Here is a 26,230-nt window from a genome sequence, read left to right as displayed (position 1 = left end):
CTGTCGGCGTCGGACCTGAGGCGGCGCAGGTCGCGCTGCAGCGCCGCGAGCTCGTCGGCGGCCCCGCGGGCGTCGGCCTGCGCGGCGGCGAGCTCCTGACGGAGGCGGGCGACGTCCGCCTGAGCGCGCAGCAGCTCCTCGAGGCCGCGCGCCTCGCTGTCGTCGCCCACCGGGGGCGTGGCGGGGACCAGGTCGTGCCATGCGGGGTCACCGGCCAGCCAGGCAGCGGCGGCCGCGTCCCACGCGGGGGTGCGCGGTCCTGAGGGGTCCGACGGCTCGGGGTGGCCGGCGGCCCACGAGCGCCGGACGCGCGCGCGGAAGCCGTCGTCCGACAGCGCCGCCCACAGCGGCCCCGCACCCGCCGACGCGCGCCTGCGGGGCGCGAACTGCCGCACCGCCCGCAGGGAGGCGGGGACCTCGACGGGTTCGAGCGTCCCGAGCACGTCGGACGCCGCCTGCACGAGCACGGCGCGCAGGGGCGCGGGCACGTCCCGTCCGTCCGGGTCACGCCCGGCGGACGGAAGGTCGGCGTCGGCGCCCGGCTCCGTCATGCCGTCACCCTAGGTCGCGACGGCGCGCCCCGCGTGCCTCGCGTGGCGTGTCAGACGCGCTGGGTACCGTTCCCGCCATGCCGCCCGTCCGCCGCCTGCGCCCCGTCTGGGCGGACGCCTCCCCCGCGCCCGGCGCACGCCCCGTGCAGCCGACGCTGGAGGACCTGGGGACGCCGCTGTCGGACGTCACGTTCGTCGTCGTCGACCTCGAGACCACGGGGGGCACCCCCGCCGAGTGCGCGATCACCGAGATCGGTGCCGTCAAGGTTCGCGGCGGGGAGGTGCTCGGCGAGTTCCAGACGCTCGTCGACCCCGGCGGTCCCGTGCCGCCGTTCATCCAGGTCCTCACCGGTATCACGACGACCATGCTCATCGGTGCTCCGACGATCGACGAGGTCTTGCCGAGCTTCCTCGAGTTCTCGCGGGGCGCGGTCCTCGTCGCGCACAACGCCCCGTTCGACGTCGGGTTCCTCAAGGCAGCCGCCGCCCGCACGGGTCACGCGTGGCCCGGGCACCGCGTCGTCGACACCGTGCGGCTCGCGCGACGCGTCGTGACGCGCGACGAGGCGCCCAACCACAAGCTCTCGAGCCTCGCCGCGCTGTTCGGGGCGACCGTCACGCCCAACCACCGCGCCCTGTCCGACGCTCGCGCCACCGTCGACGTCCTGCACGCCCTGCTGGGCAGGCTCGCGCCGCTCGGGGTCACGCACCTCGAGGACCTCGCGACCGCGAGCGATCCCGTCCCGTCCGACGTCCGGCGCAAGCGCACCCTCGCCGACGGCCTGCCCGACGCCCCGGGCGTCTACCTGTTCCGGGGGCCGCGGGACGAGGTGCTCTACGTCGGCACCTCGACGACGTCGCTGCGGCAGCGCGTCCGCTCGTACTTCACCGCCGCCGAGAAGCGCCGCCGCATGACCGAGATGGTGCGCATCGCCGAGCGCGTCGACCCGGTCGTCTGTGCGACACCCCTCGAGGCCCGGGTCCGCGAGCTCCGCCTCATCGCCGAGCACTCGCCGCGGTACAACCGCCGGTCACGTTTCCCCGAGCGCATGCCTTGGGTCCGGCTCACCGCCGAGCCGTACCCGCGACTGTCAGTTGTCCGGGAGGTCCGCGCCGACGACGGCTCCGTGCACATCGGACCGTTCGCCAGCGTGTCGTCCGCCCAGCTGGCCGTCGACGCCCTGCACGAGTCGTTCCCGATCCGGCAGTGCACCCGTCGGCTCCCCCTCGTCGCGTCCCCGTCGGCGTCGGCGTGCGTGCTCGCCGAGCTCGGCCGGTGCGGTGCCCCGTGCACCGGGCACCAGTCCCCCGACGCGTACGCGCTCGTCGCCGGGAACGTGCGGTCCGCCATGCTCGGCGACCCGGAACCGGTGATCCGGGCTCATGCCGACCGGCTCACCTGGCTCGTCGCGCAGGAACGGTTCGAGGAGGCCGCGTCCGTCCGCGACCGCCTGGCCTCCTACCTTCGGGGCGCGACGCGGGCGCAGCGGTTCGCGCCGCTCGCCCGCTGCCCTGAGCTCGTCGCGGCCCGGCGCGTGGACGACGGCGGCTGGGAGCTCGTGCTCGTCCGGTACGGGAGGCTGGCCGGCACCGCGCGCACCGACCGGGCGACCGACCCGCGGCCGGTCGTCGCGACCCTGCAGAGCACCGGGGAGCACGTCAGCGCACCCGTCGCCCCGGGCACGGCCGCCCACCCGGAAGAGACCGACCTCGTCCTCACGTGGCTGGAGCAGCCCGGGGTGCGGCTCGTGGAGGTCGACGGCGGGTGGGCGTCACCCGTGCGGTCCGCCCAGGCGGTCCGCGATCCCGTCACCGCCGTCGCGTCGCTCACGCCCGTCCGCAGCGCTCCCCCGGTCGTCGTGCCGCACCCCTGGGCCGACCACGGCGTTCCTGTCGTCGCAGCACCTCCCGGCGCGGCATGATGCGAGCATGCTGACCGCCATCGTGCTGATCGACGCCGACGCCGCCCGCATCCCCGAGGTCGCCTCGGCGATCGCAGAGATCCGCGGGGTCAGCGAGGTGTACTCCGTGACCGGCGAGGTCGACCTCATCGCCGTGGTCCGCGTGCGTGAGCACGACGCGCTCGCCGACGTCATCGCCGACAAGGTCGGCAAGATCGAGGGCGTCGTCCGGACGCAGACCTACATCGCCTTCCGGACGTACTCGAAGCACGACCTGGAACAAGCCTTCGCCCTCGGGCTGGAGGACTGAGCCGGAGCTCGGCGGAGCCGAGCGCAGGCCCAGGCCGACCACGAGCACAGCGGACCGAGCCGGAGCTCGGCGGAGCCGAGCGCAGGCCCAGGCCGACCACGAGCACAGCGGACCGGGCCGGAGCTCGGCGGAGCCGAGCGCAGGCTCGGGCCGACCACGAGCACAGCGGACCGAGCCGGAGCTCGGCGGAGCCGAGCGCAGGCTCAGCCCGAGGCGGTCGTCTCAGGCGCTCGCCTGCTGCCACCGTGCGAGGACGTCCGCGGCCGCACCCGTGTCGAGGGACCGGCGGGCGTGGTCGGCCGCGACGAGCAGCCGGTCCGTGAGGCTCCCCCCGTCCAGCCCGGACAGCGTGCCGTCGGCGACGATCGCGGCGGCCGCGTTGAGCACGACGGTCTCGCGGACGGGGCCCTGCTCGCCGTCGAGGAGCCGGCGCGCGACGCCCGCGTTGTGGGCGGCGTCGGCCCCGCGCAGCTGCTCGAGCTCGATCGGCTCGACGCCGAGCTCGGCCGACCAGTCCACGACCTGCTCGTGCACGTCACCGCCGCGGACCTCCCAGATCCGGGTCGGCCCGGTGGGCGCGATCTCGTCGAGGCCGTCCTCGCCGCGGAACACGAGAGCGTCGGTCCCGCGCCCGGCGAGCACGCCTGCCAGCAGCGGTGCCATCCGGAGGTCCGCCACGCCGATCGCGGCCGACTGGGGCTGCGCGGGGTTGGTGAGTGGGCCGAGGAAGTTGAACACGGTGCCGATGCCGAGACCCGCGCGGGCAGCGGCGGCGTGCCGCATGGACGGGTGGAACACCTGGGCGTAGCAGAACGTGATGCCGACCTCGTGCGCGAGCGCGGCGACGCGCTCCGGCGGGTGGTCGAGCCGGATGCCGAGCTGCTCGAGGACGTCGGCCGACCCGGACGACGACGACGCGGCGCGGTTGCCGTGCTTGACGACGCGAAGCCCCGTGCCGGCGACGACGAGTGCCGCCATCGTCGAGATGTTGACGGTGTGCGCGCGGTCGCCGCCGGTGCCGACGATGTCGACCGAGCGGCCGGGGACGTCGATACGGACCGCGTGCGACAGCATCGAGTCGGCGAGCCCCGTGAGCTCCTGGACGGTCTCACCCTTGGACCGCAGCGCGACGAGGAAGCCGGCGACGCGGATCGGGCTGGCCTCGCCGCCCATGATCTCGTCCATCGCCCACGCGGTCTGCTCGGCCGTGAGGTCGTGACGCGCGACGAGCGTCGTGAGCAGGTCGGACCAGGTAGCGGCGGCGCTCATCCGCTGACGCCCTGGCGGGCGACGAGCTCCGAGACGGCACGGTGCAGCTCGATCGGGTCGAGGGGGCGCGACACGGCGGCGTCGGCGTTCGACCACGACGCGAGCCACGCGTCCTGGGGGCGGCCCGTGAGCACGAGGACGGGCGGGCAGCGGTAGACCTCGTCCTTCAGCTGGCGCCCGAGGCCCATGCCGCCGACCTTGTCGGCCTCGCCGTCGAGGATCAGCAGGTCGAGGTTGCCCGCCTCGGTCGTGGCGATGGCCGCGGGCGCGGTGGCGACCTCGACCCACTCGATGTCGGGCTCGCCCCGGCCGAGCCGGCGGCCCACCGCGAGGCGCACCTCGGCGCGCGTGTCGACGTCGTCGCTGTAGAGCAGGATCCGCGGCCCGGAGGTGCTTGCGGCGGTCGTCCGGTCGGGCTGCGCGGTGCTCATGGTCGTCCCTCACTCGTCGTCGACGTGCGTCCGAGGGGCATCTTGGCACGACGTGCGACGATCGCGGCGCGCTTACCGCGGACGGGTCGCGACCGGCCATAGCACGACCTCGCCACGGCCCCGACGGCGTGCGCCGAAGCGCGTGGGCCGTGCGCGGCTCGTGGAGGCGCCGTGAAGGCCCGGTTGCCGCATGATGACGGGCCTGAGCAGGGATCGGACCCGGAGACAGCCCGCCAGATCCTGACGGTGTGACATTTAACGCTCGCCACGACCTGGGCCCTATGGCCCATGCGGAGCACTCATCAGCCATAATGGCCAACGTGTCGACCGCCATGGCTGCCCCTCGCACCGCCACCCACGTGAGCGTCAACCGTCCGAACCCTGTGTCGGTCGGGACCATCGTGTGGCTGGCCAGCGAGCTCATGTTCTTCGCCGGCCTCTTCGCGATGTACTTCACGCTCCGGGCAGCGGTGCCCGAGGAGTGGGCTGTGCAGACCGCGAAGCTCAACATCGCGTTCGCGTCGGTCAACACCACCGTGCTGGTGCTGTCGTCCGTCACGTGCCAGATGGGGGTGTGGGCCGCCGAGCGCTTCCAGCCGGTGCGCACCGGCTCGCTGATCCAGGTGAACCGCTGGGGCATGAACGAGTGGATGACGCTCACGTACCTCATGGGCGCGTTCTTCATCGGCGGCCAGATCTATGAGTACGCGGCGCTCGTCAGCGAGAACCTGACGATCTCGTCGAGCCCGTACGGCTCGGTGTTCTACCTGACGACGGGCTTCCACGGCCTGCACGTGGTCGGCGGCCTCATCGCCTTCCTGTTCCTGCTGGGCCGCTCGTTCACGGCCAAGCGCTTCGGTCACCACGAGGCCACCACGGCGATCGTGACGTCGTACTACTGGCACTTCGTCGACGTCGTGTGGATCGCGCTCTTCGCGGTCATCTACCTCCTGAAGTGACCCGCGCGGGCACCGTCGCCCGCGCACCTGCCCCCACCCCCCACAGCGAGACGAGGATCGATCCGTGAAGGCACTCGCAGCCCGCAGGCACGACCGGCGTGCGCCGGTCGTGCTGCTCCTGCTGGCGCTGCTGCTCACCGGTGGCCTGTACGCGGTGCTCGCACCCGCGTCGGCCGATGCGGCGCCCAAGACGGCGAGCACCGACGACATCGCGGCCGGCGAGAAGCTGTTCCAGGCCAACTGCGCGACGTGCCACGGCCCGTCCGCGGCCGGCACCGCGAGCGGCCCGTCGCTCATCGGTGTGGGCGCCGCCGCCGTCGACTTCCAGGTCGGCACCGGCCGCATGCCCGCGCAGATGAGCGGTCCGCAGATCGAGGCCAAGCCCGTCCAGTTCGACGACGAGCAGATCAGCCAGCTCGCCGCCTACGTCGCCTCGCTCGGCGTCGGCCCCGCGATCCCGACGGACGAGCAGGTCGACCCCGCCCTCGGCGACCCGGCGAACGGCATGGCCCTGTTCCGCACCAACTGCGCCATGTGCCACAACGCGGTCGGCGCCGGTGGTGCGCTGTCGCAGGGCAAGTTCGCACCCAAGCTGTGGGAGACGTCGCCCCGGCACCTGTACGAGGCGATGCTGACCGGCCCGCAGTCGATGCCCGTGTTCAACGACGCGAACATCACGCCCGAGGGCAAGCGCGACATCATCGCGTTCATCGACCAACAGGGCGACACGGCACCCGGGGGCATGACCCTCGGCGCCCTCGGACCCGTCAGTGAAGGCCTGTGGGCATGGGTGGTCGGCATCGGCCTGCTCATCGGCGCAGCAGTGTGGATCGGAGCGAAGTCCTCGTGAGCAACCACGACAACGGCCACGAGGCCACCACCGACGTCGCACTGCGCGACACGACCGGGCCGGACCGGTTCGAGAACCCGGGCCACCCCGAGCACCACCCACGCCTGGGCGACACCGACCCGAAGGCGAACAAGAAGGCCGAGCGTCAGGTCGTCTTCCTGTTCACCATCTCGATCCTCGGCACGCTCGCGTTCATCGTCGCGTACTTCGCGTTCCCCCCGGGCGAGACCCCGGAGACGATGCGGCGCTCCAACATCACGCTCGGCCTGAGCATGGCGTTCGCGCTGCTCGGCATCGGCACCGCGGCCGTCCACTGGGCCAAGTCGCTGATGAACGACCACGAGAAGTCCGAGGACCGGCACGCCCTGCGCAGCGACGACGCGACGCGCGAGACCGCCGTCGCCGTCCTGAAGGAAGGTGCCGAGGACTCGGCCATCGGTCGCCGCGGAGTTCTCAAGGTCTCGATGATCGGCGCGCTCGCGCTCTTCCCGCTCTCGATCGTGCTGCCGCTCATCGGCAACATCGGCGAGGACTGGGACGTCTCGAAGTTCAAGCGCACGATGTGGCGCAAGGGCCTCAAGCTCACGACGGACCCCGACGGCCGCCCGATCAAGGCGTCGGACGTCACGATCGGTTCCGTCTTCCACGTGATCCCCGAGGGCCTCCACGAGGAGCCTCACCCGCTCGACGAGAAGGCGAAGTCCGTCGTCCTGCTCGTCCGGCTCGCGCCCGAGGACCTCAAGGAGGCTCCGAACCGCAAGGGCTGGTCGTACAACGGCATCGTCGCGTACTCGAAGATCTGCACCCACGTGGGTTGTCCGGTCGCGCTCTACGAGCAGCAGACCCACCACCTCCTCTGCCCGTGCCACCAGTCGACGTTCGACGTGGCGGACGGTGCGAAGGTCGTGTTCGGACCGGCGAAGCGGCCCCTCCCGCAGCTGCCGATCACCGTTGACGACGAGGGCTACCTGGTCGCGCAGAGCGACTTCCACGAGCCCATCGGCCCGAGCTTCTGGGAGCGTCTGAAGTGACGACGACGACCTCGACCCCCACGCGGACCGCGCGCGCCGCAGCAGGCACGGCGGACTACCTCGACCAGCGCACCGGGATCGGTGTCGCCGTCAAGACGTTCGCGCGCAAGATCTTCCCCGACCACTGGTCGTTCCTGCTCGGCGAGATCGCGCTCTACAGCTTCATCACGATCCTCATCTCGGGCGTGTTCCTCACGATGTTCTTCGTGCCGAGCATGAACGAGACGGTCTACAACGGACCGTGGCCGACCATGCAGGGCGTCGAGATGTCGGAGGCGTTCGCCTCGACGCTGCGGCTGTCGTTCGAGGTCCGTGGCGGTCTGCTCATGCGGCAGATCCACCACTGGGCGGCGCTGATCTTCATGGCCGCGATCGTCACGCACATGATGCGCATCTTCTTCACGGGTGCGTTCCGCAAGCCGCGTGAGCTCAACTGGGTCGTCGGCTTCACGCTGCTGATCCTCGGCCTCGCCGCCGGCTTCTCGGGCTACTCGCTCCCCGACGACGTGCTCTCCGGCAACGGCCTGCGCATCACGGACGGTGTCGTCCGGGCGATCCCGATCATCGGCAGCTACATGTCGTACTTCATCTTCGGCGGCGAGTTCCCGGGTCAGGACCTGATCCCGCGACTGTTCACCGTGCACGTGCTGCTCGTGCCCGGCCTGATCCTCGCGCTCATCGGCCTGCACCTGTTCTTCGTCGTGCTGCACAAGCACACGCAGTTCCCGGGCTCCGGCCGCACGAACAGCAACGTCGTGGGCTACCCGGTCTTCCCCGTCTACACCGCGAAGGCCGGCGGCTACTTCTTCATCGTGTTCGGCGTCATCGCACTCATGGGCGCGACGATGTCGATCAACCCGGTGTGGAACTACGGCCCGTTCGACCCGTCGCCCGTGTCCGCCGGTGCCCAGCCCGACTGGTACATGCTGTTCCTCGAGGGCTCGCTGCGACTCATGCCGGGTGCGGCGGAGATCGTCATCGCCGGGTTCACGATCCCGCTCAACGTCATCATCCCCGCGATGATCGTGCCCGGGGTCCTGTTCACGCTGCTCGCCGCCTACCCGTTCGTCGAGGCCCTGGCCACGGGCGACAAGCGCGAGCACCACATCCTCGACCGCCCCCGCAATCGCCCGTTCCGCACGGCGTTCGGCGTCTCGCTCCTGGTGGCGTTCTTCATCCTGGTGCTCGCCGGGTCGAACGACCTGATCGCGACGCACTTCCACCTGTCGATCAACGACATCACGTGGACGTTCCGCGTGCTGCTGTTCCTCGGCCCGTGGTTCGCGTTCTACATCACGAAGCGGATCTGCCTCGGTCTGCAGCGCAAGGACCGCGAGCTGGTGCTGCACGGTCACGAGACCGGTCGCATCGTGCGGTTCGCGAGCGGCGAGTACATCGAGGTCCACAAGCCGCTGGACGCTCACGAGCGCTGGCTGCGGGTGCAGCACGACGCGATCCGCCCGCTCGAGATCGAGCCGGCGGAGGACTCGCGCGGCGTGCGCCGCAAGGGGTACCGCGCGGACCGCATCCGTCAGCGGCTCTCGGAGATGTTCTACGAGGACCGCATCGACCCCGTGACGCCCGCCGAGCTGGCCGCGGCCCACTCGCACGGCGAGCACGACGTTCTCGAGCCGGCGGGCGCGCACGGCGAGCTGACCGGTGCCGTCGGCGGCGGCCAGCACTTCGTCGCTCCGACGGACGAGACGCACCCGGAAAAGCGGAATCGCTGATCCTGAGCAAGAGTTGACCGTGGAGTCGGGCGGCTCGCCGTTGACGGCGAGCCGCCCGCTTCGTCTATCCCCGCTGCCGTAGCAGACGGTCGCGGCCTGAGCAGGAGAGGTACTCACGCATGGCTGACTACTCGCTTCCGGACCTGCCCTACGACTACGCGGCCCTCGAGCCGCACATCTCCGGGCGGATCATGGAGCTGCACCATGACAAGCACCACGCCGCCTACGTGACGGGCGCCAACACCGCCCTCGAGAAGCTGGCGGCGGCCCGCGAGGCCGACGACTTCGCCGCGGTGAACCTGCACGAGAAGAACCTCGCGTTCAACCTGGGCGGCCACGTCAACCACTCGGTGTTCTGGCAGAACCTGTCGCCCGAGGGCGGCGACCGCCCCGAGGGCGAGCTGGCCGCCGCGATCGACGAGTTCTTCGGCTCGTTCGAGGGCTTCCAGAAGCACTTCGCCGCGAACGCGCTGGGCATCCAGGGCTCCGGTTGGTCGATCCTCGCGTGGGACTCGATCGGCTCGAAGCTCGTGGTCGTGCAGCTGTACGACCAGCAGAGCAACATCGCGCTGGGCCTGGTCCCGGTCGTGGTCCTCGACATGTGGGAGCACGCCTTCTACCTGGACTACGTGAACGTCAAGGCGGACTACGTCAAGGCCTGGTGGAACATCGTGAGCTGGACGGACGCCGCCGCGCGCTTCGACCGCGCCCGCTCGCAGACGTCGGGGCTCATCGTCCCGTCGCTCTGAGTCGTCGCCGACCCCGTCGGAGGGCCGTCCGCACCAGCGGGCGGCCCTCTGCCGTCTCCGAGGAAGGCCATGATCGTGCGGTCCGCCTACGCCCGGACGGAGCGTGAGCGCCGGTTCCTGTGCGCCGCTCCCCCGCCGGACGCCGACGTCGTGCGCCGCCGGCTGATCACCGACCGGTACCTCGACGGGACGCGCCTGCGCCTGCGCACGGTCGAGGAGGTCGACCGGTCGGGCCCGGCGGTGCACAAGCTGACGCAGAAGCTGCCGGGCGAGCCGTGGGGCGAGCTGACGACCATCTACGTGTCGACCTCCGAGCACGCGCTGCTCGCGACCCTGCCCGCGGCCGTGCTGACGAAGGAACGCCGGTCGGTACCGCCGCTGGGGTACGACGTCTTCCGCGGGGCGCTCACGGGGCTGGTGCTCGCCGAGGCGGAGTTCACCGACGACGCGTCCGCCGCCGCCTTCGAGGCACCGGCAGGCCTGCACGAAGTCACACGGGACCGGAGGTTCTCGGGAGGGGTCCTCGTCAGGACCGACCCGGCCCAGATCCTCCAGGCCGCCCAGGACGTCCTCCGTGCCCGAACGGCGGGTTCGCACGGCCATGGAGACGACTGAGGGGGCGCCCCTGACGCGTGCAGCGTCCGGACGCCCCCTCAGGGGGATGACTCAGTGGGCGTGCTGGCCCCGCGAGAACTCGAACACCCAGCCGACCAGGCCGATGATGCCGAGCGCGACACCGATGTACGAGAGCCAGAACCCGACGGCGAACCCGGCGAAGACGATCGCCGCGGCCGCGCCGATGACGAGCGGCCACCAGCTCCACGGGCTGTACACGCCCTGGTCGCCGGCGCCCTGCTCGATCTCGCCGAGCTCGTCGTCCTCGGGGCGCGGGTCGATCCGGCGGGACAGCAGCGCGAAGTACGCGCCGATCATCCCGACCAGGCCGCCGACGAGCGGGATCCCGATCATGCCGACCGGCTCACCGCCGCTCCACCACGCGTAGATCAGGCCCACGGGGACGAAGAAGAGCACCCCGTACAGGAAGAGCTTGGTCTCGAGCCTCACCGGTCATTCTCCTCGTCGGTCCGGTCGGCGGGACGGTCCTCGACGATCGTCGCGGTGGACTGCTCAGGCTCGCCCTTGCCGTCCACGACGCGGTCGACCGCGACCTCGGTCTCACCCACGCGGTCGGCCTCCCAGTCGAGGATCCCCGCGTTCGGCTCGACGTGGTCCATCGCCGCGACCTCAGGGTGGTGCAGGTCGAACGCGGGGCGCTCCGACCGGATGCGGGGCAGCGACGTGAAGTTGTGCCGCGGCGGCGGGCAGCTGGTCGCCCACTCGAGCGACGCGCCGTAGCCCCACGGGTCGTCCACGGTCACGAGCGGGGCGTTTCGCCACGTCGTGTAGACGTTCCAGAGGAACGGCAGCGTCGACGACGCGAGGATGAACGCGCCGACCGTCGAGACCTGGTTCATCCAGGTGAACCCGTCGTCGGGCGAGTAGTCCGCGTAGCGACGCGGCATGCCTGCGACACCGAGCCAGTGCTGGATGAGGAACGTCGTGTGGAAGCCGACGAACAGCAGCCAGAAGTGGATCTTGCCGAGGCGCTCGTCGAGCATCCGGCCCGTCATCTTCGGCCACCAGAAGTAGAAGCCCGCGAACATCGCGAACACGACCGTGCCGAACACGACGTAGTGGAAGTGCGCCACGACGAAGTACGAGTCGGACAGGTGGAAGTCGAGCGTCGGGCTGGACAGGATGATGCCCGTCAGACCGCCGAAGAGGAACGTGACGAGGAAGCCGATCGTCCACAGCATCGGCGTGTCGAACGTGAGCTTGCCGCGCCACATCGTGCCGATCCAGTTGAAGAACTTCACACCGGTCGGGACGGCGATGAGCATCGTCATGAACGAGAAGAACGGCAGCAGCACCGAGCCTGTGACGTACATGTGGTGCGCCCACACGGTGACGGACAGGGCCGCGATCGCGATCGTCGCGTAGACGAGGCCCTTGTAGCCGAAGATCGGCTTGCGGCTGAACACCGGCAGGATCTCCGTCACGATGCCGAAGAACGGCAGCGCGATGATGTAGACCTCCGGGTGCCCGAAGAACCAGAACAGGTGCTGCCAGAGGATGGCGCCGCCGTTGTCCGGGTTGAACACCTGCGCACCGAGCCGGCGGTCGGCGCCGAGCGCGAACAGCGCGGCGGCCAGCGGCGGGAAGGCCATCAGGACCAGGAGCGACGTCACCAGGGTGTTCCAGGTGAAGATCGGCATCCGGAACATCGTCATGCCGGGTGCGCGCATGGTGACGATCGTGGTGATGAAGTTGACCGCGCCGAGGATCGTGCCGAAACCGGCGAGCGCGAGGCCGAAGACCCACAGGTCGCCGCCGAGGCCCGGCGAGTACACCGTGTCGGACAGCGGTGCGTAGGCGAACCAGCCGAACGACGCGGCGCCCTGCGGCGTGAAGAATCCGGCGCCGGCGATCGTGCCGCCGAAGAAGAACAGCCAGTACGCGAACATGTTGAGCCGCGGGAACGCGACGTCGGGCGCACCGATCTGCAGCGGCATGATCACGTTCGCGAAACCCGCGAACAGGGGTGTCGCGAACAGCAGCAGCATGATCGTGCCGTGCATCGTGAACGCCTGGTTGTACTGCTCACGGGACTGGAAGACGTCCATCCCGGGCGCGAACAGCTCGGCGCGGATCAGCAGCGCGAGGATGCCGCCGATCGCGAACCAGACGAACGACGTGATCAGGTAGAGGTACCCGATCGTCTTGTGGTCGGTCGAGGTGATCCACTTGATCACCGTGCGACCCAGCGTCTGGCGCGACGGCGCCAGGCCGGGGATGTGCTCCGCGACGGCGGCCATCAGTTCTCACCTTCCTGAGGGACCTCGGCCAGGTCCTGCTGGCGGCTGTACTCGAGACCGAGCGAGCCCTCCTGACCCTTGTCCTTCAGCTCCTGGATGTGCTTGTCGTAGTCCTCGCGGCTCACGACGTTGACGTTGAACAGCATCGACGAGTGGTACTCGCCGCAGAGCTCGGCGCACTTGCCCTCGTAGAAGCCGATCTCGGTCGGGGTGACCTGGAAGGTGTTCGTCTTGCCCGGGATGATGTCCATCTTGTAGAGGAACGCGGGCACCCAGAACGAGTGGATGACGTCACGCGAGTCGAGCGTGAACTCGACCTTCTCGTCGACCGGGAGCCAGAGCGTCACCTGGTCGCGGAGCACGCCGGTGCCGGCGGAGCCGACGTCCTGCGCGTGCTGGCCGGTCTCGTACGCGTCGTCGTCGAGGTAGTTGAAGTCCCAGCTCCACTGCTTGCCGATCACCTGGACGTGGTTCTGCGCCGGCGAGGACGTGTCCTGGATCGCCGTGGTGTCCCGGTTCGTGTAGTAGAAGAGCACGCCGACCATGATGATCGGCAGGATCACGTACATGACCTCGAGCGGGACGTGGTAGCGCAGCTGCACGGGCAGCGTGCTGTCGCTCTTGCGCTTCCGGTAGACCGCGACGCACCACAGGATCAGGCCCCAGGTGATGAGGCCGACGATGAGCGCGGCGATCCACGAGCCGACCCACAGGTTGACGATCCGGCCGGTCTGGTCGGTGATCTCGTTCTCGGAGCTGCCGGGCAGCCAGCCGCGCTCGACCTCGGCGGAGCATCCGCTCAGGGCGACCGCGACCACGGCTGCGAGTCCGGCCCACTTCAGGGCCGGACGACGCGTCCGGCGGGGGGTGTCCGGGTGCACAGGGGACCTCTCACTCGCTGTCCCGTCAGCGTGCCCACCTGGTACTGGAGACACCACCCGGGACCTTCGTCCTCGACCTGTGCAGCCTAGCGTGCCGACCACGGCCTTTCGTGCGGACGACACCGGTTGGCGACGCGGTGTCAGCACCGTCACACGGCGCGCACATCCGCCGAGCGCGCGCTCGTGGAGCGCAGGGGCGGACTACCGTGCGGGGGTGACGCCTCAGCACGACGACGACCCCGCCCCCGCCGGTGTGACGCACGCCACCTCGTCGGGGGCTGCGTCGCGCGTGTTCCTCGACGCGGGCGGCCGTGCGCCGCTCCTGCCGCAGGCGCGTGCCGCGTTCGTCGAGGCGCTCGACCAGGGCTGGGCCGACCCCCGCCGGCTGCACACCGAGGGTCGCCGGGCGCGCATGCTGCTCGACGGCGCCCGGGAGGCGATCGCGTCCGTGGTCGGGGTCCGGACCGAGGACGTCGACCTCGCGCCGTCGCACACCGCCGCCCTGCACTCCGCGGTGCTCGCGGTCGCCGCGGGTCGACGCCGGGTCGGCCGCCAGGTCGTCGTGAGCGCGGTCGAGCGCGCCGCGGTCCACGCCGCCGCCGACCGCGTCGCTCCGGACGCACGGGTCGCGGTGCCCGTCGACCGGTTCGGCCGTGTCGAGCTCGACGCGTTCGTCGCCGCCGTCGAGGGCGGCGGGGTGGCGCTCGCCGCCCTGCAGCACGCGAACGGCGAGGTGGGCACGCTCCAGCCGGTCGCGGCCGCGCACGAGGCGGCTCGACGAGCGGGTGTGCCGCTGCTCGTCGACGCCGGGGCCAGCCTCGGTCACGTCCCCGTGGGTCCCGAGTGGGACCTGCTCGCCGGCGACGCCGGCGACTGGGGCGGTCCCGCCGGGATCGGCGTCCTCGTCACCCGCCCCGGCGTGCGCCGCTCCCCCGACCGCCCCGACGACGAGGACCGCTGGTTCCCGGGCGGTGTGAGCGTGCCCGCCGCGCTGGCCGCCGCCGTCGCGCTGCAGGTCGCCGAGGCCGACCGCGCGGCTCAGGACTCGCTGCGGCGCGCGCTCGTCGACCGCATCCGGGACCGGGTCGGCGCGGACGTGCCCGACGTCGACGTGGTCGGCGACCCCGTCGACCGGCTGCCGCACGTCGTGACGTTCTCGTGCCTCTACGTCGACGGCGAGGCGCTCGTCGGCGGTCTCGACGCGCTCGGGTTCGCGGTCGGCTCCGGCTCGGCGTGCACGTCGAGCGCGCTCGAGCCGAGCCACGTCCTGGCCGCGATGGGGGTGCTCACGCACGGGAACGTGCGGCTCGGGCTGCCGCGCGACCTCGCACCGGCGGACGTCGACCGGTTCCTCGTCGCACTGCCGTCGGTCGTCGCACGGGTGCGGGACGCGTTCGGGGTGGCGGGCCTGTGACGTCCCCGGACTCCGCTGTCGTCGTCGACGCACGCGGGCTGCGGTGCCCGGCCCCCGTGATCCGTCTGGCACGGGCCGCGCGCGACGTGCCCGCCGGCACCGAGCTCACCGTCCTGGCGACGGACCCCGCCGCGGTCCACGACGTGCCGGCGTGGGCCCGGATGCGCGGTCACGAGCTGGTGTCGGCCACGGAGGACGACGGCGTGCATGCGATCACGGTCCGCACGCGCTGAGGTCTGGAGACACGAAAGACCCGGCACCGAGTGACCGGTGCCGGGTCGTCCGAGGGTTCAGGTCAGCTGAACGAGCCGCCGCACGCGCAGGCGCTGCCTGCGTTCGGGTTGTCGATCGTGAAGCCCTGCTTCTCGATCGTGTCGGCGAAGTCGATCGTCGCGCCCTCGAGGTAGGGGACGCTCATGCGGTCCACGACGACCTCGACGCCGTCGTAGTCCTTGAGGGCGTCGCCGTCGAGCACGCGCTCGTCGAAGTACAGCTGGTAGATGAGGCCGGAGCAGCCGCCGGGCTGGACGGCGACGCGCAGACGCAGGTCGTCGCGGCCCTCCTGCTCGAGCAGGCTGCGCACCTTGGACGCGGCCACGTCCGTGAGCAGGACGCCGTGCGTCGCGGTCTCGGTGGTCTCGCTCATCGTCACTCCTGGTTGTCTCACGAAGGCTGCCCGACGCTGTCTTCCCGAGAAGGGCGCCTGGGCGCCGTCCTCACGTCAACCGTGCCCAACAGCAGCGCGCGTGCAGATGTTCCCGCCAGCGTACGACCAGTCGCGCCGGATACCCGCACCGACGTCACCGTGACCAGGTCCGCGCCACGCGAAGCGCACGCTCGCGGAGCGACCCGACCGGGTCGGCGAGGGCCGCCTCGACGTCTGCGGGGTGCTCGGCGACGGCGTACGCGGCGGAGATGCCGGCGGCGGACAGCTCGCGCCGCCCGACGAGCACCTCGCCCGCGAGCACCACCGTGGGCACACCGTGCGCGAGCGCGCGCGACGCCACCTCGGCGGCGACCTTCCCGTGCAGCGACTGCCAGTCGAACCGGCCCTCACCTGTCACGACGACGTCGGCGGCGGCGACCCTGGCGTCGAGACCCGTGCGGTCGGCGACGAACGCGGCACCTGGCACGAGGCGCGCCCCGAGCAGCGAGAGGCCGAACCCGAGCCCGCCCGCGGCACCGGCGCCGGGCGCCGACACGAGCCGGGACGCGGCGGACGACGGTCGCGATCCCGACAGCAGGTCGGGGCGCAGCGCGTCGCCGAGCGCGGCCGCGGCGGCGTGCGCGAAATCACCCAGCGCGCGCTCGAGGTCCTGGGCCTGCTCGGGCGTCGCACCCTTCTGCGGGGCGAATCCCGCGGACGCCCCGTGCAGGCCGAGCAGCGGGACGTCGACGTCGGTCGCGGCGACGAGCTGCGTCCCGGACCACGCGGCGCGCACCGCCGGCAGGTCGGCGAGGTCCGCCTGGGTGGTCCCGGCGAGCGCTCCCCCGCCCCGGCCGAAGCGCCCGGCGAGACCGAGCGCGGCGAGCATGCCGGCGCCGGCGTCGTTCGTCGCGGAACCGCCGAGCCCGACGACGACGCGCGTCGCCCCGCTCTCTCGGGCCGCGAGCAGGAGGTCACCGACGCCTCGCGACGTGGTGCGCGTCGGGTCGCGGCGGTCGACCGGGACGAGCGGGAGCCCGACGGCCTGCGCCGACTCGACGTACGCGGTGCGCCCGGACGGGTCGTCCACCACGAGGAGCACCGCGGGCGCGGGGTCGCCGAGCGGGCCGGTGACCGTCACCGGGACGAGGTCGCCGCCGAGCGTCGCGTGCAGCGTGTCCACGAACCCCGGACCGCCGTCGGCGAGCGGGCACGTGCGCACGTCGTCGCCCGGAGCGGCCTCGCGCCACGCGGCGGCGACCGTGTCGGCGGCCTGGGCGGCGGTGAGGCTCGAGCCGAAGCTGTCGGGGGCGATGAGCACGTGCACGCCGTGCATCGTGGCACGAGGTGCTCCGACGTCCCGTCGACGCTCGCCGTCGCGCGGTGGACACCGCTCGACGCTCGCGGTCGCGCGGTGGACACCGCCGGATCCCGGAGCGACGCCGTGTGCGAGGATCGACCCCGTGAGCCTGACGACTCCCACGACCCGCGCGTTCACCGAGCCCGCACCGTCCGCGCTCCTGCTCCTCGGACGGGGCGTCGACCTCGCGTCCGAACGTGGCGTGGAGTGCGTCGGCGACCTGCCGGCGGCCAGCGACCCCGACCTCGTCGAGCGTGCGCGTGTCGCGCGTGCCGCCCTGGGTGACCGGGCCTTCGTGCTCGGGCACCACTACCAGCGCGACGAGGTCATCCGGTTCGCCGACGTCACGGGCGACTCCTTCAAGCTCGCGCGCGAGGCAGCTGCGCGTCCCGAGGCGGAGTTCGTCGTCTTCTGCGGCGTGCACTTCATGGCCGAGTCGGCCGACATCCTCACGTCGGACACGCAGCAGGTCGTGCTCCCTGACCTGGCGGCGGGCTGCTCGATGGCCGACATGGCCGCGATCGACCAGGTCGAGGACGCGTGGGACGTGCTCGTCGACGCGGGGGTCGCGGAGCACACGGTGCCCGTGACGTACATGAACTCCACGGCGGCGATCAAGGCGTTCACCGGGCGGCACGGCGGGACCGTGTGCACGTCGTCGAACGCGCACGTCGCCCTGCGGTGGGCGTTCGACCAGGTCGGCGGCCTCGACGGGACCGGCAAGGTGCTGTTCATGCCCGACCAGCACCTGGGCCGCAACACCGCGGTGCGCCTGCTCGGCCTGCCGCTCGAGGCGTGCGTCGTGTTCGACCCGCGCAAGCCCGGCGGCGGCCTGACCGCGCAGCAGCTGCGCGACGCCCGGATGATCCTGTGGCGCGGCCACTGCTCGGTGCACGGCCGGTTCTCGCCGCGCAACGTCGCCGACATCCGTGCGGCCGTGCCCGACGTGACCGTGCTCGTGCACCCCGAGTGCCAGCACGAGGTCGTCAACGCGGCCGACATGGTCGGTTCGACGGAGTACATCATCAACGCGCTCGACAAGGCCGAGCCGGGTTCGTCGTGGGCGATCGGCACCGAGCTCAACCTGGTGCGCCGGCTCGCGAACGCGCACCCCGACAAGCAGATCCACTACCTGGACTCGACGGTGTGCTTCTGCTCGACGATGAACCGCATCGACCTGCCGCACCTGGTCTGGGCGATGGAGTCGCTCGTCGCGGGCCGGGTGGTCAACCGCATCGTGGTCGACGCGGACGACGCCCACTGGGCGCGCGTCGCGCTCGACCAGATGCTGGCGCTGCCGGGGTACTGAGTGGACCGAGGTGCTGAGTGAACACGGGCAGCCACATGCGGGTCGGCCTGTTCGTCTTCGACGGCGCCGAGGAGCTCGATGTCGTCGGCCCGTACGACGTGCTCAGCTCGTGGGCCCAGCACTCGGCGCTGCGGCCCGAGGTCGTGACGTTCTCGGCGGACGGCGCGGGAGTGCGCTGCGCGAAGGGTCTGTGCCTGGTGCCCGACCGCAGCGCGGACGACGTCGGCCCGCTGCACGTGCTCCTGTACCCGGGTGGTCAGGGCACACGCGCGCTCGCCGCTGACCCTGAGCACCTCGAGTGGGTGCGGCGCATGCGCGCGACGACTCCCCTGCTCGTGTCGGTGTGCACGGGCGCGCTCGTGTACGCGGCCGCGGGGCTCCTGGCCGGGCGGCCCGCGACGACGCACTGGGCGGCGTTCGACGAGCTCGCGACGTTCGACCCGAGCGTGCTGGCCGACACCGAGGCGCGCTTCGTCGACGACGGCGACGTCATCACGTCCGCCGGGGTGTCCGCGGGGATCGACATGGCGCTGCACCTGGTGGCCCGGCTCGAGTCGGTCGACATGGCGCGCGGCGTGCGGCGGGGTATCCAGTACGACCCTGCCCCACCCGTCTGACCGGGTCTCAGGGACACCTCAGTTACTCGTCAGTAGCATCGACGGGTGATCCGCACCCTCCAGCTCGCCCTCGCCACGTGGCGTCCCCGTCCGGCAGTCCCCGGCCAGGGTCTGCTCGACCCGTCCGTCACGAGGCTGCGCGTGCACGTCGGCGACCTCGACCTCTACCGGCACGTCAACAACGGCGTGTACCTGCAGATGATGGACGTGGGCCGCAGCAACCTGCTCGCGGACCTGGGCGCGTACGGGCTGCTCGCGGAGCGCGGCTGGTACCCCGTCGTCGCGGCGTCGACCATCAAGTACCGGCGGTCGCTGACGCTGTGGCAGGAGTTCGAGCTGACGTCGCGCGTGCTCGGCTGGGACGCCCGCGTGGTGTACCTCGAGCAGACGTTCACGCGGCGCGGCGAGCTCGTCGCGCGCGGAGTCGTCGCGGGCCGCTTCCTCGGGCGAGGCGGCGAGCGGGTCGCGGCGACGGACGTCGTCGCGCTCCTGTCCGACGGCGAGGTGCCCAGCCCGGAGCTGCCGGACGACGTCGCGGCCTGGGCGCGCGCGGTGGACGTCGCCGCACGCTGAGCCGCACCACGCCGGCAGGGGCCGGCCGCCGGGACCGGACGACGTCCGACGGCGCCGTCAGCCCTGCGCGAGCCGCTCGAGCAGCAGGGCCTCCGCGAGGACGACGCGCTCGAGCTCACGCAGGTCGACCGACTCGTTCGCACCGTGCGCACGGCTGTCGGGATCCTGCACGCCGGTGACGAGGATCGCCGCGTCCGGGAACACCTCGAGCAGGTCCGCGATGAACGGGATCGAGCCGCCGATGCCGATGTCGACCGGGTCGGCCCCCCACGACTCCGCGAACGCCCAGCGCGCGGCCTGCATGGCCGCCGAGTCGAGCGGCGCCTGGAACGGCTTGCCCTGCTCGCCGTCCGTCACCGTGACCCGGGCACCGAACGGCGCGTGCTCGACGAGGTGTCGACGCAGCGCGCCCATCGCCGCCGCGGGGTCCTGTCCGGGCGCGAGCCGGACCGACAGCTTGGCCGTCGCCCGCGGGGTCAGGGTGTTCGACGCGCTCGCGACCCGGGGCGCATCGAAGCCGATCACCGAGATCGCCGGCCGGGTCCACAGCCGCGCGGAGATCGGCCCGGTCCCCGCGAGGTGCACGCCGTCGAGCACGCCCGAGTCGGCCCGGAAGGCAGCCTCGTCGTAGTCGACCGTCGGGTCGGGTGCGTGCACGAGCCCCTCGACGGCGACGTCGCCCTGCTCGTCGTGCAGCGTCGCGACCAGGCGCGCGAGGAGGGTCGGCGCATCGAGCAGCGGGCCGCCGAACTGGCCCGAGTGCACGGCGTGGTGCAGCACCTCGACCTCGACCGTGCAGTCCACGAGCCCGCGCAGCGACGTCGTGAGGCCGGGCGTGCCGACGGCCCAGTTCGCCGAGTCCGCGACCACGATCACGTCGGCGGCGAGCAGGTCGCGGTGCGCGTGCAGGAAGGCCGTGAACGTCGGCGAGCCGATCTCCTCCTCGCCCTCCACGAACACCGTCACGCCGACGCCGAGCTCGTCCCCGAGCACCCGGAGCGCACCCAGGTGCGCGACCACGCCCGCCTTGTCGTCCGCGGAGCCGCGGCCGAACAGGCGGCCGTCACGCTCGGTCGGCTCGAACGGCGGCGACACCCAGTCCGCGTCGTCGCCGGGCGGCTGGACGTCGTGGTGCGCGTACAGCAGCACCGTCGGGGCACCGGCCGGTGCGAGCCGCCGCGCGACGACCGCAGGCGCCCCGGGCCGGCCGTCGGGCGTCGCGGCGGTCAGGACCTGCACGTCGTCGAGACCGGCGCCGAGCAGCAGGTCCGCGACCGCCGACGCGCTCACGGTGACGTGGCCCTGGTCGAACTCCGGGTTGGAGACGCCGGGGATCCGCACCAGCGCCTCCAGGTCGGCCCGCAGAGCGGGGAAGGCGTCAGCGGTGCGGGTGCGGAGGGTCTCGACGCGTCCGGCGTCGGGCCCGGAGGGCGTCTCGAAGGTCACGAGCGGCCACGCTACTCGACTACCCTGGCAGGGTGTTCGGACGCAGCAACGACCCCCAGGACGCGTCGCCGGTGACGGCGCAGGCCACCCCGTCTCCCGACGGCAAGGGCCGGCCCACGCCCAAGCGCAAGGAGGCCGAGGCCGCGAACAAGCGCCCCCTGGTGCCCGCCGACCGCAAGGCGGCGGGCAAGGCGGGCCGTCAGCAGGCCAAGGAGCAGCGCGACCGCGAGTACCGCGCGATGCAGACCGGCGACGAGCGCTTCATGCCCGCGAAGGACCGTGGTCCGCAGCGCCGGTTCGTGCGCGACTACGTCGACGCGCGCTGGAACCTCGCCGAGCTCATCCTCCCGGCGGCCGCCGTGCTGCTCGTCGTGCAGCTCACGCTGAGCAACGCGGCACCGCTGCTGGCTGCGCTCGCGATCCTCGTGCTGTACGTCTTCGTGCTCGCCGCGATCATCGACGGCTGGTTCATGTGGCGCGGGCTCAAGAAGGTCTACGCGGCGAAGTTCGGCGTCGACGCACCGCCCAAGGGCACGCTGTCCTACGCGCTCATCCGCGCGTTCCAGATCCGGCCGTCGCGCATGCCCAAGCCCCAGGTGAAGCACGGGCAGCGCCCCTCCTGAGCCGACATAGGGTTGAGCCCATGGTTGCTTACCGAAACCTGGGCCGATCCGGCCTCAAGATCACCGAAATCACCTACGGCAACTGGCTCACGCACGGCTCGCAGGTCGAGAACGACACGGCGAAGGCCTGCGTCCGCGCGGCGCTCGACGCCGGCATCACGAGCTTCGACACGGCGGACGTGTACGCCAACACCAAGGCGGAGACCGTCCTCGGCGAGGCGCTGAAGGGTGAGCGGCGCCAGTCGCTCGAGATCTTCACGAAGGTCTTCTGGCCGACAGGCCCCGGCGGCGCCAACGACATGGGCCTGTCCCGCAAGCACATCATGGAGTCGATCGACGGCTCGCTGCAGCGCCTGCAGACCGACTACGTCGACCTGTACCAGGCGCACCGGTGGGACCACGCGACGCCCATCGAGGAGACGATGCAGGCGTTCGCGGACATCGTGCACGCGGGCAAGGCGCACTACATCGGCGTCTCCGAGTGGACGGCGGACCAGATCCGTCAGGGCCACGCGCTCGCGCAGGAGCTGCGGATCCCGTTCGTCTCGAACCAGCCGCAGTACTCGGCCCTCTGGCGCGTCATCGAGTCGGAGGTCGTCCCCACGTCGCAGGAGCTCGGGCTCTCGCAGATCGTGTGGTCCCCCGTCGCGCAGGGCGTGCTCACGGGCAAGTACCTGCCCGGCCAGCCGGCGCCCGAGGGCTCGCGCGGCACCGACGAGAAGGGCGGCGCCCGGATGATCGGCCGCTTCCTGGAGAACCAGGAGGTGCTCGAGCGCGTCCAGAAGCTGCGTCCGGTCGCGGACGAGCTGGGGCTGACGATGGCGCAGCTCGCCATCGCGTGGGTGCTGCAGAACCAGAACGTCGCCGCGGCGATCATCGGCGCCTCGCGCCCCGAGCAGGTCGCGGAGAACGTCAAGGCGTCGGGCGTCGAGATCCCCGCCGAGCTGATGTCGCGGATCGACGAGGTCCTCGGCGACGCGGTCGTCACCGACCCGGCCGAGACGGCGAAGAACTCGCCCTCGCGCTGACCGCATCACGAAGGGCCCCGGACGTCGCGTCCGGGGCCCTTCGTCGTCCCGTCAGCGGGTGACGGGCGCGGCGGTCGGCTCGGGCTCGGCGTCGACGGCCGACGGGAGCGGCACCGTCAGGCGCGACAGGAAGACGTGCACGAGCGGCCCGACGGCGACCGCGTAGGCGACCGTGGCCAGGCCCACGGTGCCCCCGAGCGCCCAGCCCGCGGCGACGACCAGCACCTCGATGCTCGTCCGGACGAGCCGCACGGAGCGGCCGGTCCGGGCCACGAGCCCGGTCATGAGGCCGTCGCGCGGACCGGGTCCGAGGCACGCGCCGACGTACAGCCCGGTGGCCAGCGCGTTGAGCACGATGCCGACGACGACCATGGCGATCCGCACGGCGAGCGGCAGCGGGTCGGGCAGGCGGTCGAGCCCGGCGAGGAACGGGTCGACGAGCAGGCCGATCACGAGGACGTTCGCCACCGTCCCGACGCCAGGGCGCTGCCGCAGCGGGATCCAGCACGCGAGCACGACGACGCTCGTCAGGAGCGTGACGGTGCCGAACGACAGGCCGGTGTGCCGCGAGATGCCCTGCGTGAGCACGTCCCAGGGCATGTTCCCGAGTCCGGCGTGCACGAGGAGCGCCATCGACGCCGCGTAGAGCACGAGCCCGCCGAGCAGCTGGGTGGCCCGGCGGACCGGTGCCGTCACGCGTGCACCTGCGTGCTGCGCTCGATCTCCACGGTCGTCCCCTCTGCCCAGTCGTGCCGCGACGTCGGCGGCGGCCGGTGACCCCACCCGTCGCGGGCCACGGTCCTCCTCAACGCCATCACGAGTCCGATCATTGCCGCCACCCCGATCGGGACGAGAGTGGCCCTCATCGTCGCGTCCATGGTGGCGATCTTGACGTGCTTTGGCCTCCCCGTGCATAGCCATTTCTGTCATAGTGGCGCCATGACGGTGACTGATCTGCCGACCGACCGCCGCATGGCCGGCTCGCGCCTCGCGGCCGTGCTGGGCGCCTGGCAGCGGTCCGGCCCCGCGTACACCGCGCTCGCCGACGGGCTGCGGGCCGCGATCCTGTCGGGCGCGGTGCCGCTGAGCACGCGCCTGCCGAGCGAGCGCGAGCTCGCCGAGTCGCTGGGCGTGTCGCGGACCACGACGACGGCGACGTACGACCTGCTGCGCGACGAGGGCTACCTCGTGAGCCGCCGCGGCTCCGGCACGGTGACGACGCTGCCTGCCGGTCCCGGCGCCCGCGCCGAGGCCAGGACGTGGGTCGAGACCGACGACGAGGCCGCCGATCTGTCGATCGCCGCCCCGTCCGCCCCCTCGGCGCTGCACGGCGCGTACCTGGCCGCGCTCGACGCGCTCCCCCGCTACCTCGCCGGCACCGGCTACGCGCCGCTCGGCCTGCCCGTGCTGCGTACCGCGATCGCCGACTGGTACACCCGCCGGGGGACGCCCACGACGCCGGACCAGGTCCTCGTCACCACCGGTGCACAGCAGGCCATCCACCTGCTGGTCGCCGCGCACGCGTCGCCCGGCGACCGTGCGGTCGTCGAGCACCCCACGTACCCGCACGCGATCGAGGTCGTGCGGCGCGTCGGCGCCCGTCCGGTACCGGCGCCGAGCGGCGCCGACGGCCTCGACGTGGACCTCCTCGAGTCGACCGTCCGGCAGGTCGCACCGCGTCTCGTCTACCTCATACCGGACCACCGCAACCCGACGGGCACGAGCCTCGACGCCGAGCAGCGCGAGCGGGTGCGGTCGATCGCGCGGCGGCATCGCACCGTCGTCGTCGGGGACGAGGTCCTCACCGAGCTCACGCTCGACGGCCCGTCACCCGCCTCGTTCGCCGGCGACGGGAGCGCGTCGGGCCTGGTCGTGTCGATCGGGTCCGCGTCGAAGGCGTTCTGGGGCGGCCTGCGGATCGGGTGGGTCCGCGCCCACCCCGACCTCGTCGCGCGGCTCGCCGCCGTCCGCGGCAACGTCGACATCGGCACGGCGGTCCTCGAGCAGCTGGTCGTCGCGGAGCTGCTCGCGCAGGCCGACGAGCTGCTGCCCCGACGTCGCGAGGTGCTGCGCGAGCGACGCGACCTGCTCGTCGGGCTGCTCGGTCAGCGCCTGCCGTCGTGGCGCGTGCCGGTTCCCGCAGGCGGCCTGTCGCTCTGGGTCGACCTCGGTGCGCCCGTGTCGAGCGCGCTCACCGCGGTGTCCGTCCGGCACGGCGTCCGGCTCGTCCCCGGTCCCGCCTTCGGGGTCGACGGCAGCTTCGAACGGCACCTGCGCCTGCCGTTCAGCGAGTCTCCCGAGACGCTCGTGCGGGCGGTCACCGGGCTCGCCGACGCGTGGGCGAGTCTCGGGTCGGTCACGACGGCCGGTGGTCAGGCCGTGCGCGCGGTCGTCTGACCGCTCAGCTCAGCACGAGCGTCGCGGTCGCCTGCTCGCCGTCGTGGACCAGCGCCACCGCATGCACCCCCTGCTCGGCGAGCGAGCGCCAGTGCTCCCCGAGCCACTGCTCGGCGTCGAACTGCGTCGTGAACACCGGGCTCACCGGGCGGTCGAGCGCCCGGCCCGAGGCGTCCTCGAAACGCCACTCCCACTGCGGACGGACAACCATCACACGGCCGCCGAGCTGCGGTCGCCCGCGCGACGGGCCGCGTCGGCCGCGAGCGCACGGGTGATGCGCGAGGCCCACGCCGGTCCGCGGTAGATGAATCCCGTGTAGCCCTGCACCAGGGTGGCTCCGACCGCCAGGTACTCGCGGGCGTCGGCCGGGGTCGAGACGCCGCCGACGCCGACGATGACGGCGTCCGGGCCGAGCCGGCTGCGCAGCCGTGCGACGACGTCGAGCCCGCGCGCGAGCACGGGCGGCCCCGACAGCCCACCCGGCCCGAGGTCGTGCGCGATCGTCGTGTTGACCGCGACGACGCCGTCCAGGCCGAGCTCGGCGGCGAGCTCCGCCACCGCGTCGACGTCCTCGTCCGACAGGTCGGGCGCGATCTTCACGAGGAGCGGCACCGGCGGCCGGGCGACGCGCGCGGTCGCCTCGTCGGCCGCGACGCGGGTGGCCTCGAGGATCGGCCGCAGCGCCTCGACGGACTGCAGGTCGCGCAGCCCAGGCGTGTTCGGCGAAGAGACGTTGACCACGAGGTAGTCGGCGTACGGCGCGAGCCGTCCCGCACTCGTCGCGTAGTCGACCGGCGCCTGCTCGGCCGGGGTGACCTTCGTCTTGCCGATGTTCACGCCGACGACGAGCCGACGACCCGCCGGGGTCGCGCGCAGCCGCGCCAGGCGCTGTGCGACGGCCGCGGAGCCCTCGTTGTTGAAGCCCATCCGGTTGCGCAGCGCCCGCTGGTCGAGCACGCGCCACAGCCGCGGCTTGTCGTTGCCGGGCTGCGCCTGCGCGGTCACGGTCCCGATCTCGACGAACCCGAAGCCGAGCATCGCCAGGCCCGCGACGCCGGTCGCGTTCTTGTCGAAGCCCGCCGCGACGCCGAACGGGGCGGGGAACCGACGGCCCCACACCTCGACCGCGCCGCTGGCGGGCGGCGCGAAGGTGCGGCGGACCACGTCTCGCAGCAGCGGGACACGCGCGACGCCACGGATCACGCCGAAGGCCACCTCGTGGGCCTTCTCGGGGTCCATGCGCCGGAACACCAGGTCGAACAGCAGGCGGTACACGCCT

The 26,230-nt window shown here is 72.3% G+C and carries 28 protein-coding genes and 1 pseudogene; 16 read left to right on the top strand and 13 right to left on the bottom strand.

Translation table 11 applies throughout. The features are described 5' to 3' along the window. Window positions 1–551: pseudogene (locus J7523_RS05550) on the bottom strand (hypothetical protein); the annotation flags it as partial. A gap of 77 nt (window positions 552–628) precedes the next feature. Between J7523_RS05550 and J7523_RS05545 the strand changes: the two are divergent. Both J7523_RS05545 and J7523_RS05540 read left to right on the top strand, forming a co-directional pair. Next, window positions 629–2,473, top strand: a complete 1,845-nt coding sequence (locus J7523_RS05545; protein WP_291883353.1) for a DEDD exonuclease domain-containing protein — start codon at window positions 629–631, stop codon at window positions 2,471–2,473. A gap of 7 nt (window positions 2,474–2,480) precedes the next feature. After that, entirely contained in the window at window positions 2,481–2,762 is a 282-nt protein-coding gene (locus J7523_RS05540) for an Lrp/AsnC ligand binding domain-containing protein (protein WP_291883351.1), read from the top strand. Window positions 2,763–2,984: 222 nt separating this feature from the next. On the opposite strand, the gene trpD is transcribed toward J7523_RS05540, so the two are convergent. Both trpD and J7523_RS05530 read right to left on the bottom strand, forming a co-directional pair. Next, window positions 2,985–4,031 carry an anthranilate phosphoribosyltransferase gene (gene trpD / locus J7523_RS05535; RefSeq protein ID WP_291883348.1) on the bottom strand — a complete coding sequence of 349 codons (1,047 nt, stop codon included), beginning with the start codon at window positions 4,029–4,031 and terminating at the stop codon, window positions 2,985–2,987. Further along, window positions 4,028–4,462, bottom strand: coding sequence for a hypothetical protein (locus J7523_RS05530; protein ID WP_291883345.1), 435 nt, complete (start codon window positions 4,460–4,462; stop codon window positions 4,028–4,030). The genes trpD and J7523_RS05530 overlap by 4 nt, the downstream gene beginning before the upstream one ends. 332 nt (window positions 4,463–4,794) lie before the next feature. On the opposite strand from J7523_RS05530, the gene J7523_RS05525 reads away from it, so the two are divergent. From J7523_RS05525 to J7523_RS05500, 6 genes are all read left to right on the top strand, one after another. Beyond that, on the top strand, window positions 4,795–5,421 hold the full coding sequence (locus tag J7523_RS05525) for a heme-copper oxidase subunit III (protein ID WP_291883342.1): 627 nt from the start codon (window positions 4,795–4,797) through the stop codon (window positions 5,419–5,421). Between the two features lie 64 nt (window positions 5,422–5,485). After that, window positions 5,486–6,271 (top strand): cytochrome c, encoded by a 786-nt coding sequence (locus tag J7523_RS05520; RefSeq protein ID WP_291883340.1) that lies wholly within the window; start codon window positions 5,486–5,488, stop codon window positions 6,269–6,271. After that, complete coding sequence (locus tag J7523_RS05515) at window positions 6,268–7,302, top strand: Rieske 2Fe-2S domain-containing protein (protein WP_291883338.1); 1,035 nt, start codon at window positions 6,268–6,270, stop codon at window positions 7,300–7,302. Before J7523_RS05520 ends, J7523_RS05515 begins: the two co-directional genes overlap by 4 nt. Then, window positions 7,299–9,032 carry a ubiquinol-cytochrome c reductase cytochrome b subunit gene (locus J7523_RS05510; protein ID WP_291883335.1) on the top strand — a complete coding sequence of 578 codons (1,734 nt, stop codon included), beginning with the start codon at window positions 7,299–7,301 and terminating at the stop codon, window positions 9,030–9,032. Before J7523_RS05515 ends, J7523_RS05510 begins: the two co-directional genes overlap by 4 nt. Before the next feature lie 119 nt (window positions 9,033–9,151). Further along, window positions 9,152–9,781 carry a superoxide dismutase gene (locus J7523_RS05505; RefSeq protein WP_291883333.1) on the top strand — a complete coding sequence of 210 codons (630 nt, stop codon included), beginning with the start codon at window positions 9,152–9,154 and terminating at the stop codon, window positions 9,779–9,781. 69 nt (window positions 9,782–9,850) lie between these two features. Further along, complete coding sequence (locus J7523_RS05500) at window positions 9,851–10,396, top strand: hypothetical protein (protein WP_291883330.1); 546 nt, start codon at window positions 9,851–9,853, stop codon at window positions 10,394–10,396. Between the two features lie 51 nt (window positions 10,397–10,447). Here J7523_RS05500 and J7523_RS05495 read toward each other — a convergent pair whose 3' ends face one another. The 3 genes from J7523_RS05495 to coxB are packed head-to-tail and all read right to left on the bottom strand — an operon-like array spanning window position 10,448 to window position 13,538. Next, on the bottom strand, window positions 10,448–10,846 hold the full coding sequence (locus J7523_RS05495; protein ID WP_291883327.1) for a cytochrome c oxidase subunit 4: 399 nt from the start codon (window positions 10,844–10,846) through the stop codon (window positions 10,448–10,450). After that, window positions 10,843–12,657: a cytochrome c oxidase subunit I gene (ctaD, locus tag J7523_RS05490; protein ID WP_291883323.1), complete on the bottom strand. Its 1,815-nt coding sequence runs from the start codon at window positions 12,655–12,657 to the stop codon at window positions 10,843–10,845. Before ctaD ends, J7523_RS05495 begins: the two co-directional genes overlap by 4 nt. Beyond that, complete coding sequence (gene coxB / locus J7523_RS05485) at window positions 12,657–13,538, bottom strand: cytochrome c oxidase subunit II (RefSeq protein ID WP_291883320.1); 882 nt, start codon at window positions 13,536–13,538, stop codon at window positions 12,657–12,659. The genes ctaD and coxB overlap by 1 nt, the downstream gene beginning before the upstream one ends. 214 nt (window positions 13,539–13,752) lie before the next feature. Here coxB and J7523_RS05480 point away from each other — a divergent pair, with 214 nt between their 5' ends. Both J7523_RS05480 and J7523_RS05475 read left to right on the top strand, forming a co-directional pair. Beyond that, window positions 13,753–14,952, top strand: a complete 1,200-nt coding sequence (locus J7523_RS05480) for an aminotransferase class V-fold PLP-dependent enzyme (protein ID WP_291883317.1) — start codon at window positions 13,753–13,755, stop codon at window positions 14,950–14,952. Continuing rightward, entirely contained in the window at window positions 14,949–15,185 is a 237-nt protein-coding gene (locus tag J7523_RS05475) for a sulfurtransferase TusA family protein (RefSeq protein ID WP_291883314.1), read from the top strand. Before J7523_RS05480 ends, J7523_RS05475 begins: the two co-directional genes overlap by 4 nt. A 62-nt stretch (window positions 15,186–15,247) precedes the next feature. On the opposite strand, the gene erpA is transcribed toward J7523_RS05475, so the two are convergent. Next, window positions 15,248–15,598, bottom strand: coding sequence for an iron-sulfur cluster insertion protein ErpA (gene erpA, locus J7523_RS05470; RefSeq protein ID WP_203748181.1), 351 nt, complete (start codon window positions 15,596–15,598; stop codon window positions 15,248–15,250). Between the two features lie 154 nt (window positions 15,599–15,752). Further along, window positions 15,753–16,934: a glycerate kinase gene (locus tag J7523_RS05465; RefSeq protein WP_291883308.1), complete on the bottom strand. Its 1,182-nt coding sequence runs from the start codon at window positions 16,932–16,934 to the stop codon at window positions 15,753–15,755. 127 nt (window positions 16,935–17,061) lie between these two features. On the opposite strand from J7523_RS05465, the gene nadA reads away from it, so the two are divergent. From nadA to J7523_RS05450, 3 genes are read left to right on the top strand one after another with little or no spacing between them, the layout of a single operon-like run. Next, window positions 17,062–18,267, top strand: coding sequence for a quinolinate synthase NadA (gene nadA, locus J7523_RS05460; protein WP_291883303.1), 1,206 nt, complete (start codon window positions 17,062–17,064; stop codon window positions 18,265–18,267). 17 nt (window positions 18,268–18,284) lie between these two features. Then, window positions 18,285–18,884 (top strand): DJ-1/PfpI family protein, encoded by a 600-nt coding sequence (locus J7523_RS05455; protein ID WP_291883300.1) that lies wholly within the window; start codon window positions 18,285–18,287, stop codon window positions 18,882–18,884. A 45-nt stretch (window positions 18,885–18,929) separates the two neighbouring features. Then, complete coding sequence (locus tag J7523_RS05450) at window positions 18,930–19,457, top strand: acyl-CoA thioesterase (RefSeq protein ID WP_291883296.1); 528 nt, start codon at window positions 18,930–18,932, stop codon at window positions 19,455–19,457. A gap of 57 nt (window positions 19,458–19,514) precedes the next feature. Here J7523_RS05450 and J7523_RS05445 read toward each other — a convergent pair whose 3' ends face one another. Continuing rightward, window positions 19,515–20,903: a dipeptidase gene (locus J7523_RS05445; RefSeq protein WP_291883294.1), complete on the bottom strand. Its 1,389-nt coding sequence runs from the start codon at window positions 20,901–20,903 to the stop codon at window positions 19,515–19,517. A gap of 32 nt (window positions 20,904–20,935) precedes the next feature. Here J7523_RS05445 and J7523_RS05440 point away from each other — a divergent pair, with 32 nt between their 5' ends. Together J7523_RS05440 and J7523_RS05435 are read left to right on the top strand one after the other, a co-directional pair. Then, complete coding sequence (locus J7523_RS05440) at window positions 20,936–21,526, top strand: DUF3043 domain-containing protein (protein ID WP_291883291.1); 591 nt, start codon at window positions 20,936–20,938, stop codon at window positions 21,524–21,526. A 20-nt stretch (window positions 21,527–21,546) separates the two neighbouring features. Beyond that, a complete protein-coding gene (locus tag J7523_RS05435; RefSeq protein ID WP_291883288.1) occupies window positions 21,547–22,554 on the top strand; it encodes an aldo/keto reductase family protein in 1,008 nt (335 codons plus the stop codon). A gap of 51 nt (window positions 22,555–22,605) precedes the next feature. Here the strand turns inward: J7523_RS05435 and J7523_RS05430 are convergent, their stop codons facing one another. Continuing rightward, on the bottom strand, window positions 22,606–23,187 hold the full coding sequence (locus J7523_RS05430) for a hypothetical protein (RefSeq protein WP_291883360.1): 582 nt from the start codon (window positions 23,185–23,187) through the stop codon (window positions 22,606–22,608). A gap of 59 nt (window positions 23,188–23,246) precedes the next feature. After that, window positions 23,247–23,384 (bottom strand): hypothetical protein, encoded by a 138-nt coding sequence (locus tag J7523_RS05425; RefSeq protein ID WP_291883285.1) that lies wholly within the window; start codon window positions 23,382–23,384, stop codon window positions 23,247–23,249. A 109-nt stretch (window positions 23,385–23,493) separates the two neighbouring features. Here J7523_RS05425 and J7523_RS05420 point away from each other — a divergent pair, with 109 nt between their 5' ends. Beyond that, window positions 23,494–24,951: a PLP-dependent aminotransferase family protein gene (locus J7523_RS05420; RefSeq protein ID WP_291883282.1), complete on the top strand. Its 1,458-nt coding sequence runs from the start codon at window positions 23,494–23,496 to the stop codon at window positions 24,949–24,951. A gap of 4 nt (window positions 24,952–24,955) precedes the next feature. Here the strand turns inward: J7523_RS05420 and J7523_RS05415 are convergent, their stop codons facing one another. Together J7523_RS05415 and J7523_RS05410 are read right to left on the bottom strand one after the other, a co-directional pair. Next, the gene (locus J7523_RS05415) at window positions 24,956–25,162 is read right to left on the bottom strand and encodes a hypothetical protein (protein ID WP_291883279.1); all 207 of its coding nucleotides are present in this window, start codon (window positions 25,160–25,162) and stop codon (window positions 24,956–24,958) included. Beyond that, window positions 25,162–26,226 carry a quinone-dependent dihydroorotate dehydrogenase gene (locus tag J7523_RS05410; RefSeq protein ID WP_291883277.1) on the bottom strand — a complete coding sequence of 355 codons (1,065 nt, stop codon included), beginning with the start codon at window positions 26,224–26,226 and terminating at the stop codon, window positions 25,162–25,164. The genes J7523_RS05415 and J7523_RS05410 overlap by 1 nt, the downstream gene beginning before the upstream one ends. Window positions 26,227–26,230: the final 4 nt, after the last annotated feature.

The organism is Cellulomonas sp., from assembly GCF_017744555.1.
Taxonomy (GTDB): Bacteria; Actinomycetota; Actinomycetes; order Actinomycetales; family Cellulomonadaceae; genus Cellulomonas.
The sequence above is the reverse complement of the archived record's forward strand: the minus strand, read 5'-3'. Positions and strand labels throughout refer to the sequence as shown.